The organism is Paenibacillus terreus, from assembly GCF_042138595.1.
Taxonomy (GTDB): Bacteria; Bacillota; Bacilli; order Paenibacillales; family Paenibacillaceae; genus Paenibacillus; species Paenibacillus terreus.
In genome coordinates, this window is the sequence record NZ_JBHIRX010000011.1 from 136,181 (window position 1) to 149,727 (window position 13,547).

Annotated in this window: 12 protein-coding genes; 6 read left to right on the forward strand and 6 right to left on the reverse strand. The window is 51.0% G+C overall.

What is annotated here, in order from left to right:
- Window positions 1-239 precede the first annotated feature (239 nt).
- The gene (locus tag ACE5KN_RS19715; RefSeq protein WP_375524270.1) at window positions 240-2,030 is read right to left on the reverse strand and encodes a M3 family oligoendopeptidase; all 1,791 of its coding nucleotides are present in this window, start codon (window positions 2,028-2,030) and stop codon (window positions 240-242) included.
- Window positions 2,031-2,180: 150 nt separating this feature from the next.
- Between ACE5KN_RS19715 and ACE5KN_RS19720 the strand changes: the two genes are divergently transcribed.
- Window positions 2,181-2,348, forward strand: coding sequence for a YycC family protein (locus ACE5KN_RS19720; RefSeq protein ID WP_375524269.1), 168 nt, complete (start codon window positions 2,181-2,183; stop codon window positions 2,346-2,348).
- On the forward strand, window positions 2,345-2,587 hold the full coding sequence (locus ACE5KN_RS19725) for a hypothetical protein (protein WP_375524268.1): 243 nt from the start codon (window positions 2,345-2,347) through the stop codon (window positions 2,585-2,587). The genes ACE5KN_RS19720 and ACE5KN_RS19725 overlap by 4 nt, the downstream gene beginning before the upstream one ends.
- Before the next feature lie 86 nt (window positions 2,588-2,673).
- On the opposite strand, the gene ACE5KN_RS19730 is transcribed toward ACE5KN_RS19725, so the two are convergent.
- On the reverse strand, window positions 2,674-3,378 hold the full coding sequence (locus ACE5KN_RS19730; RefSeq protein ID WP_375524267.1) for a DUF2225 domain-containing protein: 705 nt from the start codon (window positions 3,376-3,378) through the stop codon (window positions 2,674-2,676).
- A gap of 31 nt (window positions 3,379-3,409) precedes the next feature.
- A complete protein-coding gene (locus ACE5KN_RS19735) occupies window positions 3,410-3,790 on the reverse strand; it encodes a globin domain-containing protein (protein ID WP_375524426.1) in 381 nt (126 codons plus the stop codon).
- A 377-nt stretch (window positions 3,791-4,167) separates the two neighbouring features.
- On the opposite strand from ACE5KN_RS19735, the gene spoVV reads away from it, so the two are divergent.
- The gene (gene spoVV, locus ACE5KN_RS19740; RefSeq protein ID WP_375524266.1) at window positions 4,168-5,385 is read left to right on the forward strand and encodes a dipicolinic acid transporter SpoVV; all 1,218 of its coding nucleotides are present in this window, start codon (window positions 4,168-4,170) and stop codon (window positions 5,383-5,385) included.
- A gap of 102 nt (window positions 5,386-5,487) precedes the next feature.
- Window positions 5,488-6,291 carry an NAD kinase gene (locus tag ACE5KN_RS19745; RefSeq protein ID WP_375524265.1) on the forward strand — a complete coding sequence of 268 codons (804 nt, stop codon included), beginning with the start codon at window positions 5,488-5,490 and terminating at the stop codon, window positions 6,289-6,291.
- Window positions 6,292-6,368: 77 nt separating this feature from the next.
- Here the strand turns inward: ACE5KN_RS19745 and ACE5KN_RS19750 are convergent, their stop codons facing one another.
- Window positions 6,369-7,007 (reverse strand): YutD family protein, encoded by a 639-nt coding sequence (locus ACE5KN_RS19750; RefSeq protein WP_375533137.1) that lies wholly within the window; start codon window positions 7,005-7,007, stop codon window positions 6,369-6,371.
- 23 nt (window positions 7,008-7,030) lie between these two features.
- The gene (gene lipA / locus ACE5KN_RS19755) at window positions 7,031-7,933 is read right to left on the reverse strand and encodes a lipoyl synthase (RefSeq protein WP_375524263.1); all 903 of its coding nucleotides are present in this window, start codon (window positions 7,931-7,933) and stop codon (window positions 7,031-7,033) included.
- A gap of 246 nt (window positions 7,934-8,179) precedes the next feature.
- On the opposite strand from lipA, the gene ACE5KN_RS19760 reads away from it, so the two are divergent.
- Window positions 8,180-9,223 carry a M23 family metallopeptidase gene (locus tag ACE5KN_RS19760; protein WP_375524425.1) on the forward strand — a complete coding sequence of 348 codons (1,044 nt, stop codon included), beginning with the start codon at window positions 8,180-8,182 and terminating at the stop codon, window positions 9,221-9,223.
- A 58-nt stretch (window positions 9,224-9,281) separates the two neighbouring features.
- Here the strand turns inward: ACE5KN_RS19760 and ACE5KN_RS19765 are convergent, their stop codons facing one another.
- On the reverse strand, window positions 9,282-12,152 hold the full coding sequence (locus tag ACE5KN_RS19765; protein WP_375524262.1) for a fibronectin type III domain-containing protein: 2,871 nt from the start codon (window positions 12,150-12,152) through the stop codon (window positions 9,282-9,284).
- Window positions 12,153-12,437: 285 nt separating this feature from the next.
- On the opposite strand from ACE5KN_RS19765, the gene ACE5KN_RS19770 reads away from it, so the two are divergent.
- Window positions 12,438-13,493 (forward strand): LysM peptidoglycan-binding domain-containing protein, encoded by a 1,056-nt coding sequence (locus tag ACE5KN_RS19770; RefSeq protein WP_375524261.1) that lies wholly within the window; start codon window positions 12,438-12,440, stop codon window positions 13,491-13,493.
- Window positions 13,494-13,547: the final 54 nt, after the last annotated feature.

The window sequence follows — 13,547 nt, forward strand, 5'->3', positions numbered from 1 at the left end:
CCATTTTAACTAGGTCTTATGCCTCATATTATATGTGAGTATCATGTCCTATTCAATATTCAACAACATAAATGGGAGTTTATCCCTAGACCATTCTCATATTTATACATGATTTGTGATTTTGGACATCAGATTGCCACAGAAATCGACATAAATTGCTAAGGACGCCAATATTCGCGATGTTTCCCCATGAAAAAACAAACAGGGAAATCCCCTTTAATAGGGATCTCCCTGTCCGTTTATTCCGTCATACTCAAAAATAACTCGATATCCTTCACAGCAAGCTCTGCCGCCCCGCGCCAGAAATCCGGTTTGGTCAAATCGCTTCCCAAATGCTTGCTTGCCAGATCTTCCACCGTCATACGGCCAGTGTCGCGCAGCAATTCATCATATTCATTGGCAAAATTGCCGCCGCTCTTCTGCGCATAGGCATAAATCCCTGCGCTGAACATGTAGCCGAATGTGTAAGGGAAGTTATAGAACGGTACATCCGTAATATAAAAATGCAGCTTGGATGCCCAGAAATGCGGATGCACGTCAGCCAGCACACCACAGTATGCTTCCTTCTGCGCCTCAGCCATCAGCTCGCACAGCTGCTTCGCTCCTACGATGCCTGATTTGCGCTGCTCATAAAACCGTGTCTCGAACAAAAAGCGTGCGTGAATATTCATAAAGAAAGCAACGCTGCGCTGAATTTTATCCTCCAGCAGTGCCAGCTTATCCTGCTCGCTTGCAGCTGCTTCAACCAGTGCGTCGGAAACGATGAGCTCAGCGAGTGTTGAAGCGGTCTCCGCCACATTCATGGCATAGTTCTGATTAAGCTCAGGAAGCTCATCCATGACATGCTGGTGATAGCCATGCCCCAATTCATGGGCCAGGGTCGATACATTGCTTGCCGTGCCCGCATAGGTCATAAAAATGCGGGTTTCTTTGCTTACAGGCAGAGAGGTACAGAATCCGCCCGGACGCTTGCCGGGACGGTCTTCCGCTTCAATCCAGCTTTTCTCGAAGGCCATTTCGGCAAAAGCGGCCATATCCGGGCTGAACTTGGCAAATTGCTCAACAATGGTAACAGCCGCCTTGTCATAGCTGATATGCTCTGAGGAATCTCCAACGGGAGCTTCAATGTCATGCCAGGATAAACGCTCGACTCCCAGCAGCTTTGCTTTGCGCTCAAGGTATTTGACCAGCACTGGCTTGGTCTCCACAATGACCTGCCACATCATATCCAGCGTTTCTTTGGACATTCTGTTGATGCTGAGCGGCTCCTTGAGCACGTCGCCCCAGCCGCGGTTTTCATACAGCTTCAGCCTGAAGCCGCCCAGATGATTAAGGGTATCCGCGCAATAGTCCTCCACGTCCGTCCAGGCTTTTTCCCATTCGGCAAAAACCTTCTCCCTTACCGACCGGTCCGCATGATGAAGCTTGTTTGCGGCCTGTCCTGCGGACAGTTGAACAACGTTTCCGTTCTCTTCCACGGGAATGGACACCTTGCTGACGATCGTATCATAGAAGGCTCCCCAGCCATGATATCCGTCGACAGCGAGATCAAGAGCAAGGCTTTCAAGCTCTGGCGCCATTTTCTCCCTGGCTTCCTCGCGGCTCTCATTCAGCACGAATGCAACCGGCTTAATGTTGTCTCTCTTCAGCCACAGGGCCCATATGTCATCATCCGTCATGCGGAGAAGGTTCTGATAAACCGTACGCGCCGTCTCCAGCAGAGCTCTGAGAGAATTGATACGTGAGCCCAGCCGGACCGCTTCCTTGTCATCCTGGTTCTGTGCCCCCAGACATTCGACAAAAGCGGTAGCCTGAGAGATGCGGCTGCCGCAGTCCTGCAGCAGCTCCAGCACACCGTCCAGATGTTCGGTTTCCGGAAGCGTTTGAGGCGCTTTCGCAGCTTTCACCTCGGTAAGCAGCCTTTTGATATCGGCTTCCAGTGCATTCAAGTAATCAGCAAATGCAGGAGAGGCAGATCCCCCGCTGAAAATAGACTCCAGGTCCCATGTTTGCTGTAACGGAGTTTTCATCTTGTCTCCACCTTTCACAGAAATGGTTAAATGGTTGATAAGAGGACAGCCGGCATTTGAACTGCCCCCATATAAAGTGTATAACTAAGTAGAATAATCCCATGAGAAAACCGGTATGTTCCCGAGTATAAGTATGTAGGAGGTAAAATCATGAGACCTTTACAAATATCGCCCGAAACGGCCATCAAGCTGTCAGAGAAGCTTGGTGTACCCATTGAAAATCTGATGCATATGCCGCAGCATATTCTGATGCAGAAGCTTGCGGAGCTGACAAAGACAGAGTCGGAAGGCGACCGCAGCAAGAAAGAGGAATCATGATTCCGTTCGAACGCACCTGGCCTTACGATGTCGTCATGGGGGACGTATATGTACAGGATTGTCCTTTTTGCGGTACGGATCACGTCCTGCTGCCGCTTAAGCCCCGCGAACTGAAAGAGATTCAGGAGGGCAAGAAAAAGCTGCTCGTCTTCCCCTGCTGTCACAGCAGAGTTACTCTGGTTGACTGTGACGGGGATTACCTGCTGGCCGATGTTCCGCTTCGTAATCAAATGAAATGATACCGGCGCAGGGAGGCTTCGGTACCGGGAGCAGCAAGCTCCCGGTACCTGAATTCCCTTGACCGATACAATTCGGAAGAGGCCTTTCAGGAAGGCTCCCGCATTTCATCCGGGAGGCCGATATTTTTGGCCAGCATCTGTTCGCGCAGGACCCCCCATTGCTCACGGGAAGCCCTGATCATGGCGGCATCCATAATGCTCTTGTCGTTAATTACCCGTGAGAACCACCTTACGGCTTCGTTAAAATTGCCCGTTCTACGATGCAGTTCGCCGATCAGGTACAGCAGTTTCGCATTGTTGGCCCCCAAACCTTCAAGCTCGTACACCCTGATATAGGATTCGAGGCTGAACCCCAGAAAGCGCAGCTCCTCCTTCTCCATGGCCTCATACCGGTACAACCACGCGATATGATGCAGAAGGCTGGCGATGACACGTTCCTTTTCACCGATGACCTGCGCGCACAGCAGGGCCAGCTTGTACGCCTCCAGGGCAGTCTGCCATGTACGCTTCCCCCCATAATCCCGTTTCTCCCATCTGCTGCCGATTTTTTCCGCAAACCTCTCCCTTTGCGCATCATTCAGTTTGTCTGTCGAATGCTCCGTGGAGGCAAACCCGCAGTTCGGACATATGCGGACTACATAATAGTCGGGATTTTCGTTTTTGTAATAACAGCAAAAATCGGAATCGGTGCGGACCGCCTTTTTCAGGCTCGGTCTGACTCTAGATGTCTTATACTCCTCCGAACAATACGCACAGTTCAGTTTGATCGTGTATAAAGCTTCCATTTCCAATGACTACATCCCTTTCCCGAAAACACCGTGATCAACCAGGGGTATTTACAAAATGATAAGCAGGCCCCGACAAACGCTCCAGCACAAATGTACGAAAGGGCTCTTCCACCCCAACTTCCGCAAGCGCTCCGGACATGCATTCAAGCCAGGCGTCCGCTCTTTCCACCGTAATTGGAAAATTCATATGGCGCGCCCGCATCATCGGATGGCCGTATGCTTCGGAGAAAAGGGGCGGACCGCCGAAAAACTGGCTGAGAAACATATATTGCTTCTCCATCACGGGACGAATATCTTCCGGGAACAGTGGAGCGAGCAGCGGATTTTTTTGAACCCGCGGATAAAAGGCTTCCACCAATACGCGCACACCCTCCGCTCCGCCAAGGTTATCATAAATGGATAAGTTAGGATTCACATATCCGCCAACTTTCTGAATTGGATTCAAAAATGCAAGACGCTTATATTATAGCATTAAAAAACAAAAAAATGGCGCCGACAGCGCCATGTTAAGAAATATTAGTAACTCCGCCAATCCTCTTCACCGGGATGGACGAGAGAGGCACGAATGACATATACAAACGCACAAACCAGAATACCGGCAACGACACTCATCGTTATCACTCCATCCTCAAGAGTTTTATCGTTGGTTTCATTATTTTAACACACTAAAAACAAAAGTACAGCCATTGTACAGACTTCATTCGTCTTTTTTGTACTCTTTGTCCAGCCCGCATCATATGGTGAACTAGGCCCTTTTATCATGTCAAATCCATGGGCCCAAGGAGGGATTCCGTGCCTGTCTATCGGCAGTGGTCCGTTATCCTGCTCAGCGCCTCTCTGTTCATTACATGTATACTTATGGCTCTTCACCCGCTGGCTTCACTTCAGGCCGGTGTACGGGGGCTTGCCATCTGGTGGGATGTGCTGTTTCCATCTCTGTTTCCGTTCTTCGTTATATCGGAGCTGCTGCTCGGCTTTGGCATTGTACACGGGATCGGTACATTGCTGGATCCGCTGATGAAGCCTTTATTTCGCGTTCCTGGCTGCGGGGGCTTCGTGGCCGCCATCAGCTGTGCATCAGGCTATCCGATCGGAGCCAAGCTGACTGCCAAGCTGTGGCAGCAGAAGCTGCTGACCCGCGAGGAGGGGGAACGGCTGGTCGCATTTACGACTTCTTCGGATCCCATATTCCTGATTGGGGCCGTGTCTGTCGGATTTTTCCACAATCCATCCATTGCCGTAGTTATCGTCCTGTCCCACTACCTTGGGGCGCTTCTGATCGGCCTTCTGATGCGCTTCCATGCACCCCATGCTCCGGCTTCTTCAAGTCCAAACGGAAAAGGACGAGCCGGGTGGCGCGAGGCTTTGCAGGCAATGCATCAGGCGCGCATGGAGGATGGACGGCCATTCGGAGAGATGCTGCGGGACTCCGTGATATCTTCCCTGAAGCTTATTATTGTCGTAGGAGGCCTTGTTGTATTCTTTTGCGTGCTGCTTGAATCCCTGAACCATTCCGGGTTGATGCATTGGCTGTACAGATGTGCCGACATGGTCTTGACAGGTGTGGGAATGCCTACTGCCTTGGGGGATGCCATCGTTGGCGGAATTTTCGAGGTGACCTTGGGCGCAAGCTCGGCAGGAGCCGCATCAGGGGTTCCGCTGGCCTACAAGGCTGCTGCCGCAGTTTTTGTGCTTTCATGGGGCGGCCTGTCCGTTCATGCGCAGATCACCAGCATCCTGAACGATACGAATCTCCGTTACCCGCCTTTTCTGCTGGCCCGCGCGGTTCACTCCGTGATCTCCCCCGTTTTGCTGCTTCTGATGTGGAAGCCGTTGATGGGGAATAGCGATGCCGCTGAAGTGTTCTACTCCCTATGGCCTGCTCCGGCCCAAGGCGGTTCAGCGCTTATAGCATATTTGCCGTTTCTCTTTATACTGGTGCTTTCTATTCTCTTTGTGCTTGCCATGCTGGCGCGGATTTTCTTCAAGCCGATACAGCGGCCGGAATAATGCCAGAGCTAGTCTCATGGAAAAAACGCCGGTTCATGGATTGCATTTGCGTTCAATTGCAATTATGATCGATATATATACATGACAAAGGAGCTTTTCACCTTGAGATATTATGTTCTGGATCGCGGGGATAAGCGTTCCATTGAGCTGAGTCAGCAGTTTCACCGTCTTGCGGAAGGTAAGGGTTTCAAGCTTGATGCGGAGTCTCCGGAGATCGTGGTTTCTATCGGCGGAGACGGCACCATGCTGCATGCGTTTCACACGTTCACGGACCAGATTCCGGACATTGCGTTTGTGGGAGTGCACACAGGACATCTCGGCTTTTACGCCGACTGGCGGGCGGACGAGCTCGAAGAACTGGTGGAGCTGATGAGTGTCAACGGGCCGGAGGGCTACGGCAATCCGCGAATTATGAAATATCCCCTCATTGAGCTGGAGATCCACAAGAAGTCGGGAAGCGCCTCCTTTATTGCTCTCAATGAGTTTACATTGAAGGGCGTGGACGGTACAGTTGTCGCCCAGGTTGATATTAACGATACCGCCTTTGAAATGTTCCGCGGCGACGGAATATGTGTGTCCACCCCATCCGGCAGTACGGCTTACAACAAGGCAGTGGGCGGAGCGGTGGTGCACCCGAGCATTGAAGCGCTGCAGTTGGGCGAGATTGCTTCAATCAACAACCGTGTCTTCCGGACGCTGGGCTCTTCATTGATGCTGCCCAAGCATCATCATTGTGACATTATCTCCCGGAAAGAGCAGCGGCTGCTGCTGACCGTGGACCATTTGAACATCCAGCTTGACGATTTGGTGTCCGTGCGGTGCCAGGTGGCGAAAGACAAGGTCAGTTTTGCCCGTTACCGTCCCTACCCTTTTTGGGACCGCGTGCGGAACTCATTTTTGAATTGATACTTAGGCTGAAGCATAAACAGCGGTTCCTGAAATCAGGAACCGCTGTCGCTTTTGGCGCCATTATGTTCTTGGGTTTACCTTTCACTATGTTTCCCCTGCTGAGCCGGAGGATTCCCCTGCTCCTTTGCAAAGCGCGGCTGCCTGTCTCGCTGCTCCGCATTCCGGTCAAATCGGCTGACTTTTGCCTCCCGCTGTTCCTGGGAATCGCGGCCTGAGCGCGGCTTGCGGCTGTCCGGGCTTTGGCGGTGTTCCCACGGCCGCTTGAAATCCCGCGGCTCGCGTTCGCGCCGCTCCCGATCGCGGGGCTGCCTCACATCACGGTGCTGGTGCACACGCACCCTTGGCTCCTCTGCATCGGTCCGCTGCACAGCGCCCTCTTCCTGAAGCTCGTGTTCACCTGTTCCGACGGCATCCAGCGGTTCGGCATAAGCATTGGGCGCTCCCTGAACTCGATGAAGCACAAAATAAGCACAGCCAAAGTTGCAGTATTCATTGATGTAGTCTGACAGAACGCTGATGGAGGTATCCTTGTTCGCTTTGGGGTGCCCTTCCCGGTAAAAACCTTTCAGCCGGAGCTGGTTATAACCCCAATCTCCAATGATATAGTCGTAACGGTCGAGCACCTCGCTATACCGCTCCCGAAACGCCTCGGGGTTCCATCCATTTTTATGGTCCTGTACAAGTTCGTATATTTTGCCGCCAATCTGAAACAAGGTTACATACCGCCTTTCCCCGATCAAGCCTGCGAAACGGCGCCTTCTTCCTTATGCTGAGCGGCAGATTTCACCTGCTCATGCGCATGATAGGAGCTGCGTACCATCGGGCCGGATTCCACATGGCTGAAGCCACGCTTCAATCCTTCTTCCTTCAATTTCGCAAAATCCTCAGGAGGATAATATTTTTTCACATACAGATGCTTCTCGGACGGCTGCAAATATTGGCCAATCGTCATAATATCGCAGCCAACCGCCCGCAGATCATCCATGGCCTGCAGTATTTCATCCCATTCTTCGCCTACACCAAGCATAATGCTTGATTTGGTAGGAATGGACGGCTGCATTTCCTTGGCACGCTGCAGCAGCTCGAGGGAACGGCGGTACTTGGCCTTAGCCCGCACAGTATCCGACAAGCGTTCGACGGTTTCGATATTGTGGTTCAGAATATCTGGTTTGGCATCCATTACGATTTGCAGAGATTCTCTGCTTCCCAGGAAATCAGGGATCAACACTTCTACACTGCACAGCGGAAGACGCTCGCGAATAGCCTTAACCGTTGCGGCGAAAATGGACGCTCCGCCATCCTTGAGGTCGTCACGCGCTACGCTTGTCACGACACAGTGACGCAGGTTCATCTGCTCGGCCGCCTCGGCTACACGTTCAGGCTCCTGCAAATCAAGCTCGGTAGGCATCCCGGTATTCACCGCGCAAAAACGGCAGGCCCGGGTGCAAATATCTCCCAATATCATAAATGTTGCTGTTCTGTTCGCCCAGCATTCGTAAATGTTAGGGCAGCGCGCCTCTTCACATACCGTATGCAGTGTCTTTGAACGCATCATGCTTTTAATTTCCTGATAGTTGTCCCCCGTAGTCAGCTTGATACGGATCCAATCGGGTTTAGGTTCTTTTACTTTTTTGGACAATGTCATGAACCTTCTTTCTAATGAGGTTACTGTCATTGCCCTATATTATAACATGAAAGCGGTGGGAAAGCCTCCATTCTTTGTTTTTAAGCACACCCCGCCATTTTGGATAAAATGCTTCTTTTAGGATAAATCTAATGAAAAGCACTGCCTGATCCATGAACCGCGGCAGTCCTATCATAACGGGCATACAGGCCCGGCCGGAAGGGGGAATGTGCTTTGCCTTTCAACCTGAACACAGATCGCGTGCCACTGCTGCTGACGGTCCTGTTGGCCGGAATTTTGCTTATCGTATGGACGGCCTCGCCTGCAGCGGGAGCGGAAGCCACAGCGCAGCCCGCTGTGGAGAAAGTAAGCGGAAAACAGCTTTACGACACCAGGCTCGCTCTGTACCGCCACATGCAGAAAGCAACAGGCGTTCCCTGGGAGCGCTTGGCAGCCATTGATCAATACGAACGAACGCTTACCCTTGCCCATCCGAAGGACAGAAGGCATAACGAACGGATCACGGGCATTTATTTCAGCGAAATGGCCTGGTCCGGCTGGCTTAATCCCGATCATAACGACAGCAATCCAGCCTCGATCGAATTTTTTGACGGCTACGGCCAGGACGGCTCAGGCGACGGCATAGCCAGCCGGGACAACGACAAGGATCTTTTGTACACCATGGCGTCCCATATCGCGTCATTTGGAAAATCAGAGGATCACTTCAATATTGCTTTGTGGGAGTATTATCATAATCCCCGTGCCGTTCAGCGGATTCAGCAGTTTACCAAGCTGTACCAGACGTTCGGCACCCTGGATCTCCACAAACACGCCTTTCCTCTGCCGCTCGGCAGTGACTACTCCTATCGCAGCACGTGGGGAAGCGGAAGAAACTGGGGGGGATACAGAATACACGAAGGAACGGATTTGTTCGCCGGATATGGCGTACCGGTCCGCAGCACCTGCTACGGGGTGATTGAAGTCAAAGGCTGGAACCCATTCGGCGGATGGAGGATCGGAATCCGGGATATCGATAACAGGTACCATTACTATGCTCACTTGCAGGGCTTCGAGAAAAACCTCCATAACGGGGATATCGTAAAGCCCGGCCAGACTATTGGCTGGGTAGGAAGCTCAGGATATGGCAAGCCTGGCACACAGGGCAAGTTCCCTCCCCACCTCCATTACGGAATATACCGGGACAGCGGCTTGACGGAATGGTCCTTTGATCCGTACCCGCTGCTCAGGAAATGGGAGCAGGAAGAGAGAAAAGCATTAAAGGCCAAAAAGAAGGCAGCCTCTTGAGGAGTCTGCCTTCTTTTTCAATGCTTCATTCAGATGTATAGTACACGCACTTTTTTGCCTATTTGGTCAACGTAATTGTCCGCGTGGCTGGATTATAGTCCACTTGATATCCCGATGCTTCACCGACTACCCGTAACGGTACCAGTGTGTAACTGTTAACAATGATCGGAGGCTGTTCAATCGGTTTAGTGTAATTGTTTATCCCGTTCCCGTTGCTCACTGTCATTTGCTTTTCCCCCACCCCCAACTGAACCACGCGCCCTTCCAACGGTTGGGAAAGCGTAATCTTTTTTGAGGTATGGGTATACGCAACACGATATCCCGCTGTTTCTCCCACAAACCGGAGAGGGAGCAATGTCACTCCATTTTTTACAAGCGGCATTTGCGGAATCCGGACCACATTGTTATTCACCAGCGCCTGTGTGGAGTCGAGTGTCAAAATAATGATTTCCGATTTTGAAGAAACAGTATTCGTGGTCGCCCCGCTCCCGCTTGAGTAGTTTCCGTTAGAAACAGTCTCTCCAGGGAACACCTCCTTACGGATTCGGCCGAGCCTGGCCAGCAGCGCCTCTTTGTTCAGACCGTCTGGAAGATCCTCTACCGTATCCTGCGCATCACGCCAATCCGATCTGTTCAAACTGCCCTCGGCTTTCGCCACCTTTTTTTTGGCTCTTTGCAGCTCACGTACACGTTCTGAAAGACTGCTTGAAGTATCATCATCGCTTGATGAAGAGGTGCCTGTTCTTCCTGACACTTTTACCCCTTTCGATTCCTTCCCGTTTTTGTCCACCGTTGTCACACGTATGTCATAACGGGTTCCTGATTCAAGATCATCTATCTTGTAGGTCCCGTTCCTGGTTGTCCCGATATACTCATCATCGACATATATGCGGACTCTTTCCGACTGTGAAGGAATATTATATTTGATTTCAAGCCAATATTTGCTTTTGTCGGATATTTCAAGATTCCTGACCTCATAGGTGTTCGAAGCACTGTCTGAGGGAGTGGTGGTCTGTGCCTGTGTTTTTGCCGTCACCTTAATCCCAGGTGAGGTTACTCCATCAGTTCGTTTCGTCTTAGCTGTAATCTCGTAGGTTGTATTTGCTGCAAGCCCGGTAAAGGTATAGGTTTCTCCGCTTGCATCAGTGATCCACCGCCCGTCAAGATACAGACTCGTCCAGGCGGCATCCGGGGATTTTGTCCACGACACTTTAATCGTGCTAGTTGTTGTCTCGGCTACCTGAAGATTGCTTGTTTCCGTTACCGAAGGATCCGGGGCTGCAGGAGCAGTCGCGGATGTTCTGCCGGTGATCGTCTTGCCATTCGAGCTGTTTCCGCTGGTATCCACTGCTGTTACCTTGATTGTGTATGCCTTATCCGCAGTCAGCCCAGTAATTCTGAATGAAGGCTGCTTCGTGCTTCCAGCCTCCCTGTCATCCACAAAAACCACGGCCCGGTCAAAATCAGCGTCTGCCGGAAGCTTGAAGGTGATATCCAGCGTATCGGTCGTCTGACCGGTTACCGCCAACTCCGTAACATCGGCAGGCGGGATGGTGTCAGACGGAGCTGACACCCGATCAGTCATCACTGTAATTGAACTGCCTTGTGATCTGTTCCCGGTTATATCCTCCGTCACCACCTGGAAGCTATATTCCGTATTCGGGGTGAGTCCGGTAATCAGCGCCGAGTTCTTGTCAGTCTGATTATGCATTTCTCCGTTCTTATAAATGTTGTTGCGGGCAAAATCGGCATCCGTCGGATTATCCCATTTGAGTTCAATGAAATCCTGACCTTTGGCCGCTACTGCCAGATTTGCAACCTCCATAGGGGGCACGTTGTCTCGAACGGAGGCAGTTCTAAATTTGATGTTGGTCCCGGTAGATTCATTCCCCATGTTATCGACTGCTTTCAACGTGAAGGAGTAGTCCGTATCCGGACTTAAACCTACTAATTCATAGGTTGCATCAGACACACCGGTTGCGACTGAATCGGCGCCGTTATAAATATTTACATGGCTAAAGTCAGACTGCTGCGGTTTCGTCCAGGACAGACGTGCTGTAGAGTCCGTTACGTCCAATATGTTGAGATTTCCTATATTGTCGGGCGCAGCATCGTCTGTGTAAGACACAAATCCAAAGCCATAGAGCGGGTCTGGGCCTGGATCCCCCAAATTCTGGGCCGTTCTTTGAAGCTCTGATTGAAGCTGAGAGCTTGTGGCAGTCGGATGCAATTCCTTAAGGACCGCGAGAAGACCAGCAACATGAGCTGCCGCGGCCAAAGTGCCTGATACTATGGTTGTAGTCTCAATATTAACACCTGGTGCGACGAAATCCAGTTCGGCTCCTGTTGATGAACTGTCGGCACGCCGCATTTGCGCATCCACCGAACCTACCGCGATCACATACTGGCCGTATTTTGCCGGATATGTAATGTTATCGCCAGTGCCATCAGCTGTGCCTTCGTCCCCGGCAGGAGCAACGATCAGTAATCCTTTATTGTATGCATCCCGCAGAGCTGCCTCATAATCCGGAGCGCCTGTATCTGACATAACGCCGATATAAATAATATCCATATCATTGTTTACCGCCTGATTAATGCCGCTGATCACATCCTGCACTGTACTGGCCCCGCTGCCGTCTACCTTTATTAATTCAATATTGGCACCAGGAGCCGCCCCGGCGAAACCCGAGCCATCTCCACTCAGGATGTCGAATGCTGTTTTTCCCTGCTCCTCCGAGCCTATAATAGCAATCTTAACGTTTTTTCCCGTGTACCCCGCTTGGTGGGCCTGGATCAGATGCATTGCATCAAGACTCCATGACGTGGCAGCAGCATGCGAGATGGGGAGTCCCCACTTACCAGAAGGCAATAATCCAAAAACAAGAGATGCCGATACCAGCGACATCGCGATTTTCTGTCTCTTTTTCATGTACACATCATCCTTTTAAGATTATGTTTTCAGGAAAAAAGAATACAAATGAGCCCATGATGACTATTACTGTATTCAAAAAAGCACTCCATCCAGTTCTTATCGGCAAATGCTTCCAAAATTATTAGCTATCTATAAAAATCACCAAAGAATATCCGATTGACCCGCTTTCTTTGCATGCTTTCTTTTTATTTGGGAGAAATTACAAAGGGACTTCTGTCAGCAAAAGTGCTGCATTTGCCGATATAAAAGTAATGCCAATTACTCAGGAGGATCAACGACAACATGAGCAGAAAGAGCAGCTGGAGAGGGATCACCCTGACTTTGGGGATTACACTGGCGTCTCTGGGCCTGGGCCTTACGGGTGCGTCAGCTTCTTCGCCGGGCATCTATCAGGTGCAACCGGGCGATATTTTATGGAATATAGCCAAAGCCAACAACGTGACGGTGGCGGAGCTTAAGGCATGGAATCAATTGCAGGGAGACTTGATTTATGCAGGTCAATCCCTGCGCATTCACACTGCGGCAGCGGAGCAGAGCGTTGCTGTTGAACAAAAAGCTTCTAAAGCCAATGCCGAAGCACCGAGTACAGCAGCGGCAGGCCATTTTGCGGTACATAAGGTCAGCAAAGGAGAATCCCTCTTCCTGATCGCTAAAAAATACGGGCTTTCGATTTCCGACCTGAAACAGGATAACGAACTGCAGAGCGATCTGATTTACGAAGGGCAAATCTTGAACATTCGGACAAGTTCCCAGACGGATGTCGCTTCTATTTCTTCAGAGCCTGTCTATATCGTCAAGGAGCCTGACGCTTCGACGGCCACCGCTCCCCTGAAGTCAGACGCAGGAACATCCCGCGAAGAGGCAAATGTGCCTGTTTTCTGGGAAGACGGGCTGTTCCCTTTAGCCATGAATACGTACAGCTCTTTCAGCGATACGTGGGGGGATGCCCGCAAATTCGGCGGCGACCGCCATCACGAAGGAACGGACATACTGGCTCCACTGGGAACGCCGGTCTATTCTGTAACCGACGGAGTGGTTACCAATTACGGCTGGAGCACTCTGGGAGGCTGGAGATTGATGATTAAGACAGCCAACGGTTATTCGCTTTATTACGCCCATTTGAGCAAATATGCAGATGACGTTGCTAAAGGCTCTGTTATAAAAAAAGGGCAAATGATCGGTTATGTAGGCAGTACCGGCTATGGCCCCGAAGGAACCTCAGGACAGTTTGTCCCTCATCTTCACGTCGGTATCTATGATGCCAGCGGGGCGGTCAATCCCTTTAATTCCTTGAAATATTGGGAGACACAGCTGAAGCAGCAGAATCAGAAATGGTAAACGCAAAAGGATCGCATAAGCTGTTATAGCTTGGCGATCCTTTTTTTTTTACAG

What these genes read in the sequence shown, in the direction of transcription:
- ACE5KN_RS19715 (WP_375524270.1), bottom strand. Translation starts at nt 2,030, where the DNA reads ATGAAAACTCCGTTACAGCAAACATGGGACCTGGAGTCTATTTTCAGC.
- ACE5KN_RS19770 (WP_375524261.1), top strand. Translation starts at nt 12,438, where the DNA reads ATGAGCAGAAAGAGCAGCTGGAGAGGGATCACCCTGACTTTGGGGATT.
- ACE5KN_RS19765 (WP_375524262.1), bottom strand. Translation starts at nt 12,152, where the DNA reads ATGAAAAAGAGACAGAAAATCGCGATGTCGCTGGTATCGGCATCTCTT.
- ACE5KN_RS19725 (WP_375524268.1), top strand. Translation starts at nt 2,345, where the DNA reads ATGATTCCGTTCGAACGCACCTGGCCTTACGATGTCGTCATGGGGGAC.
- ACE5KN_RS19720 (WP_375524269.1), top strand. Translation starts at nt 2,181, where the DNA reads ATGAGACCTTTACAAATATCGCCCGAAACGGCCATCAAGCTGTCAGAG.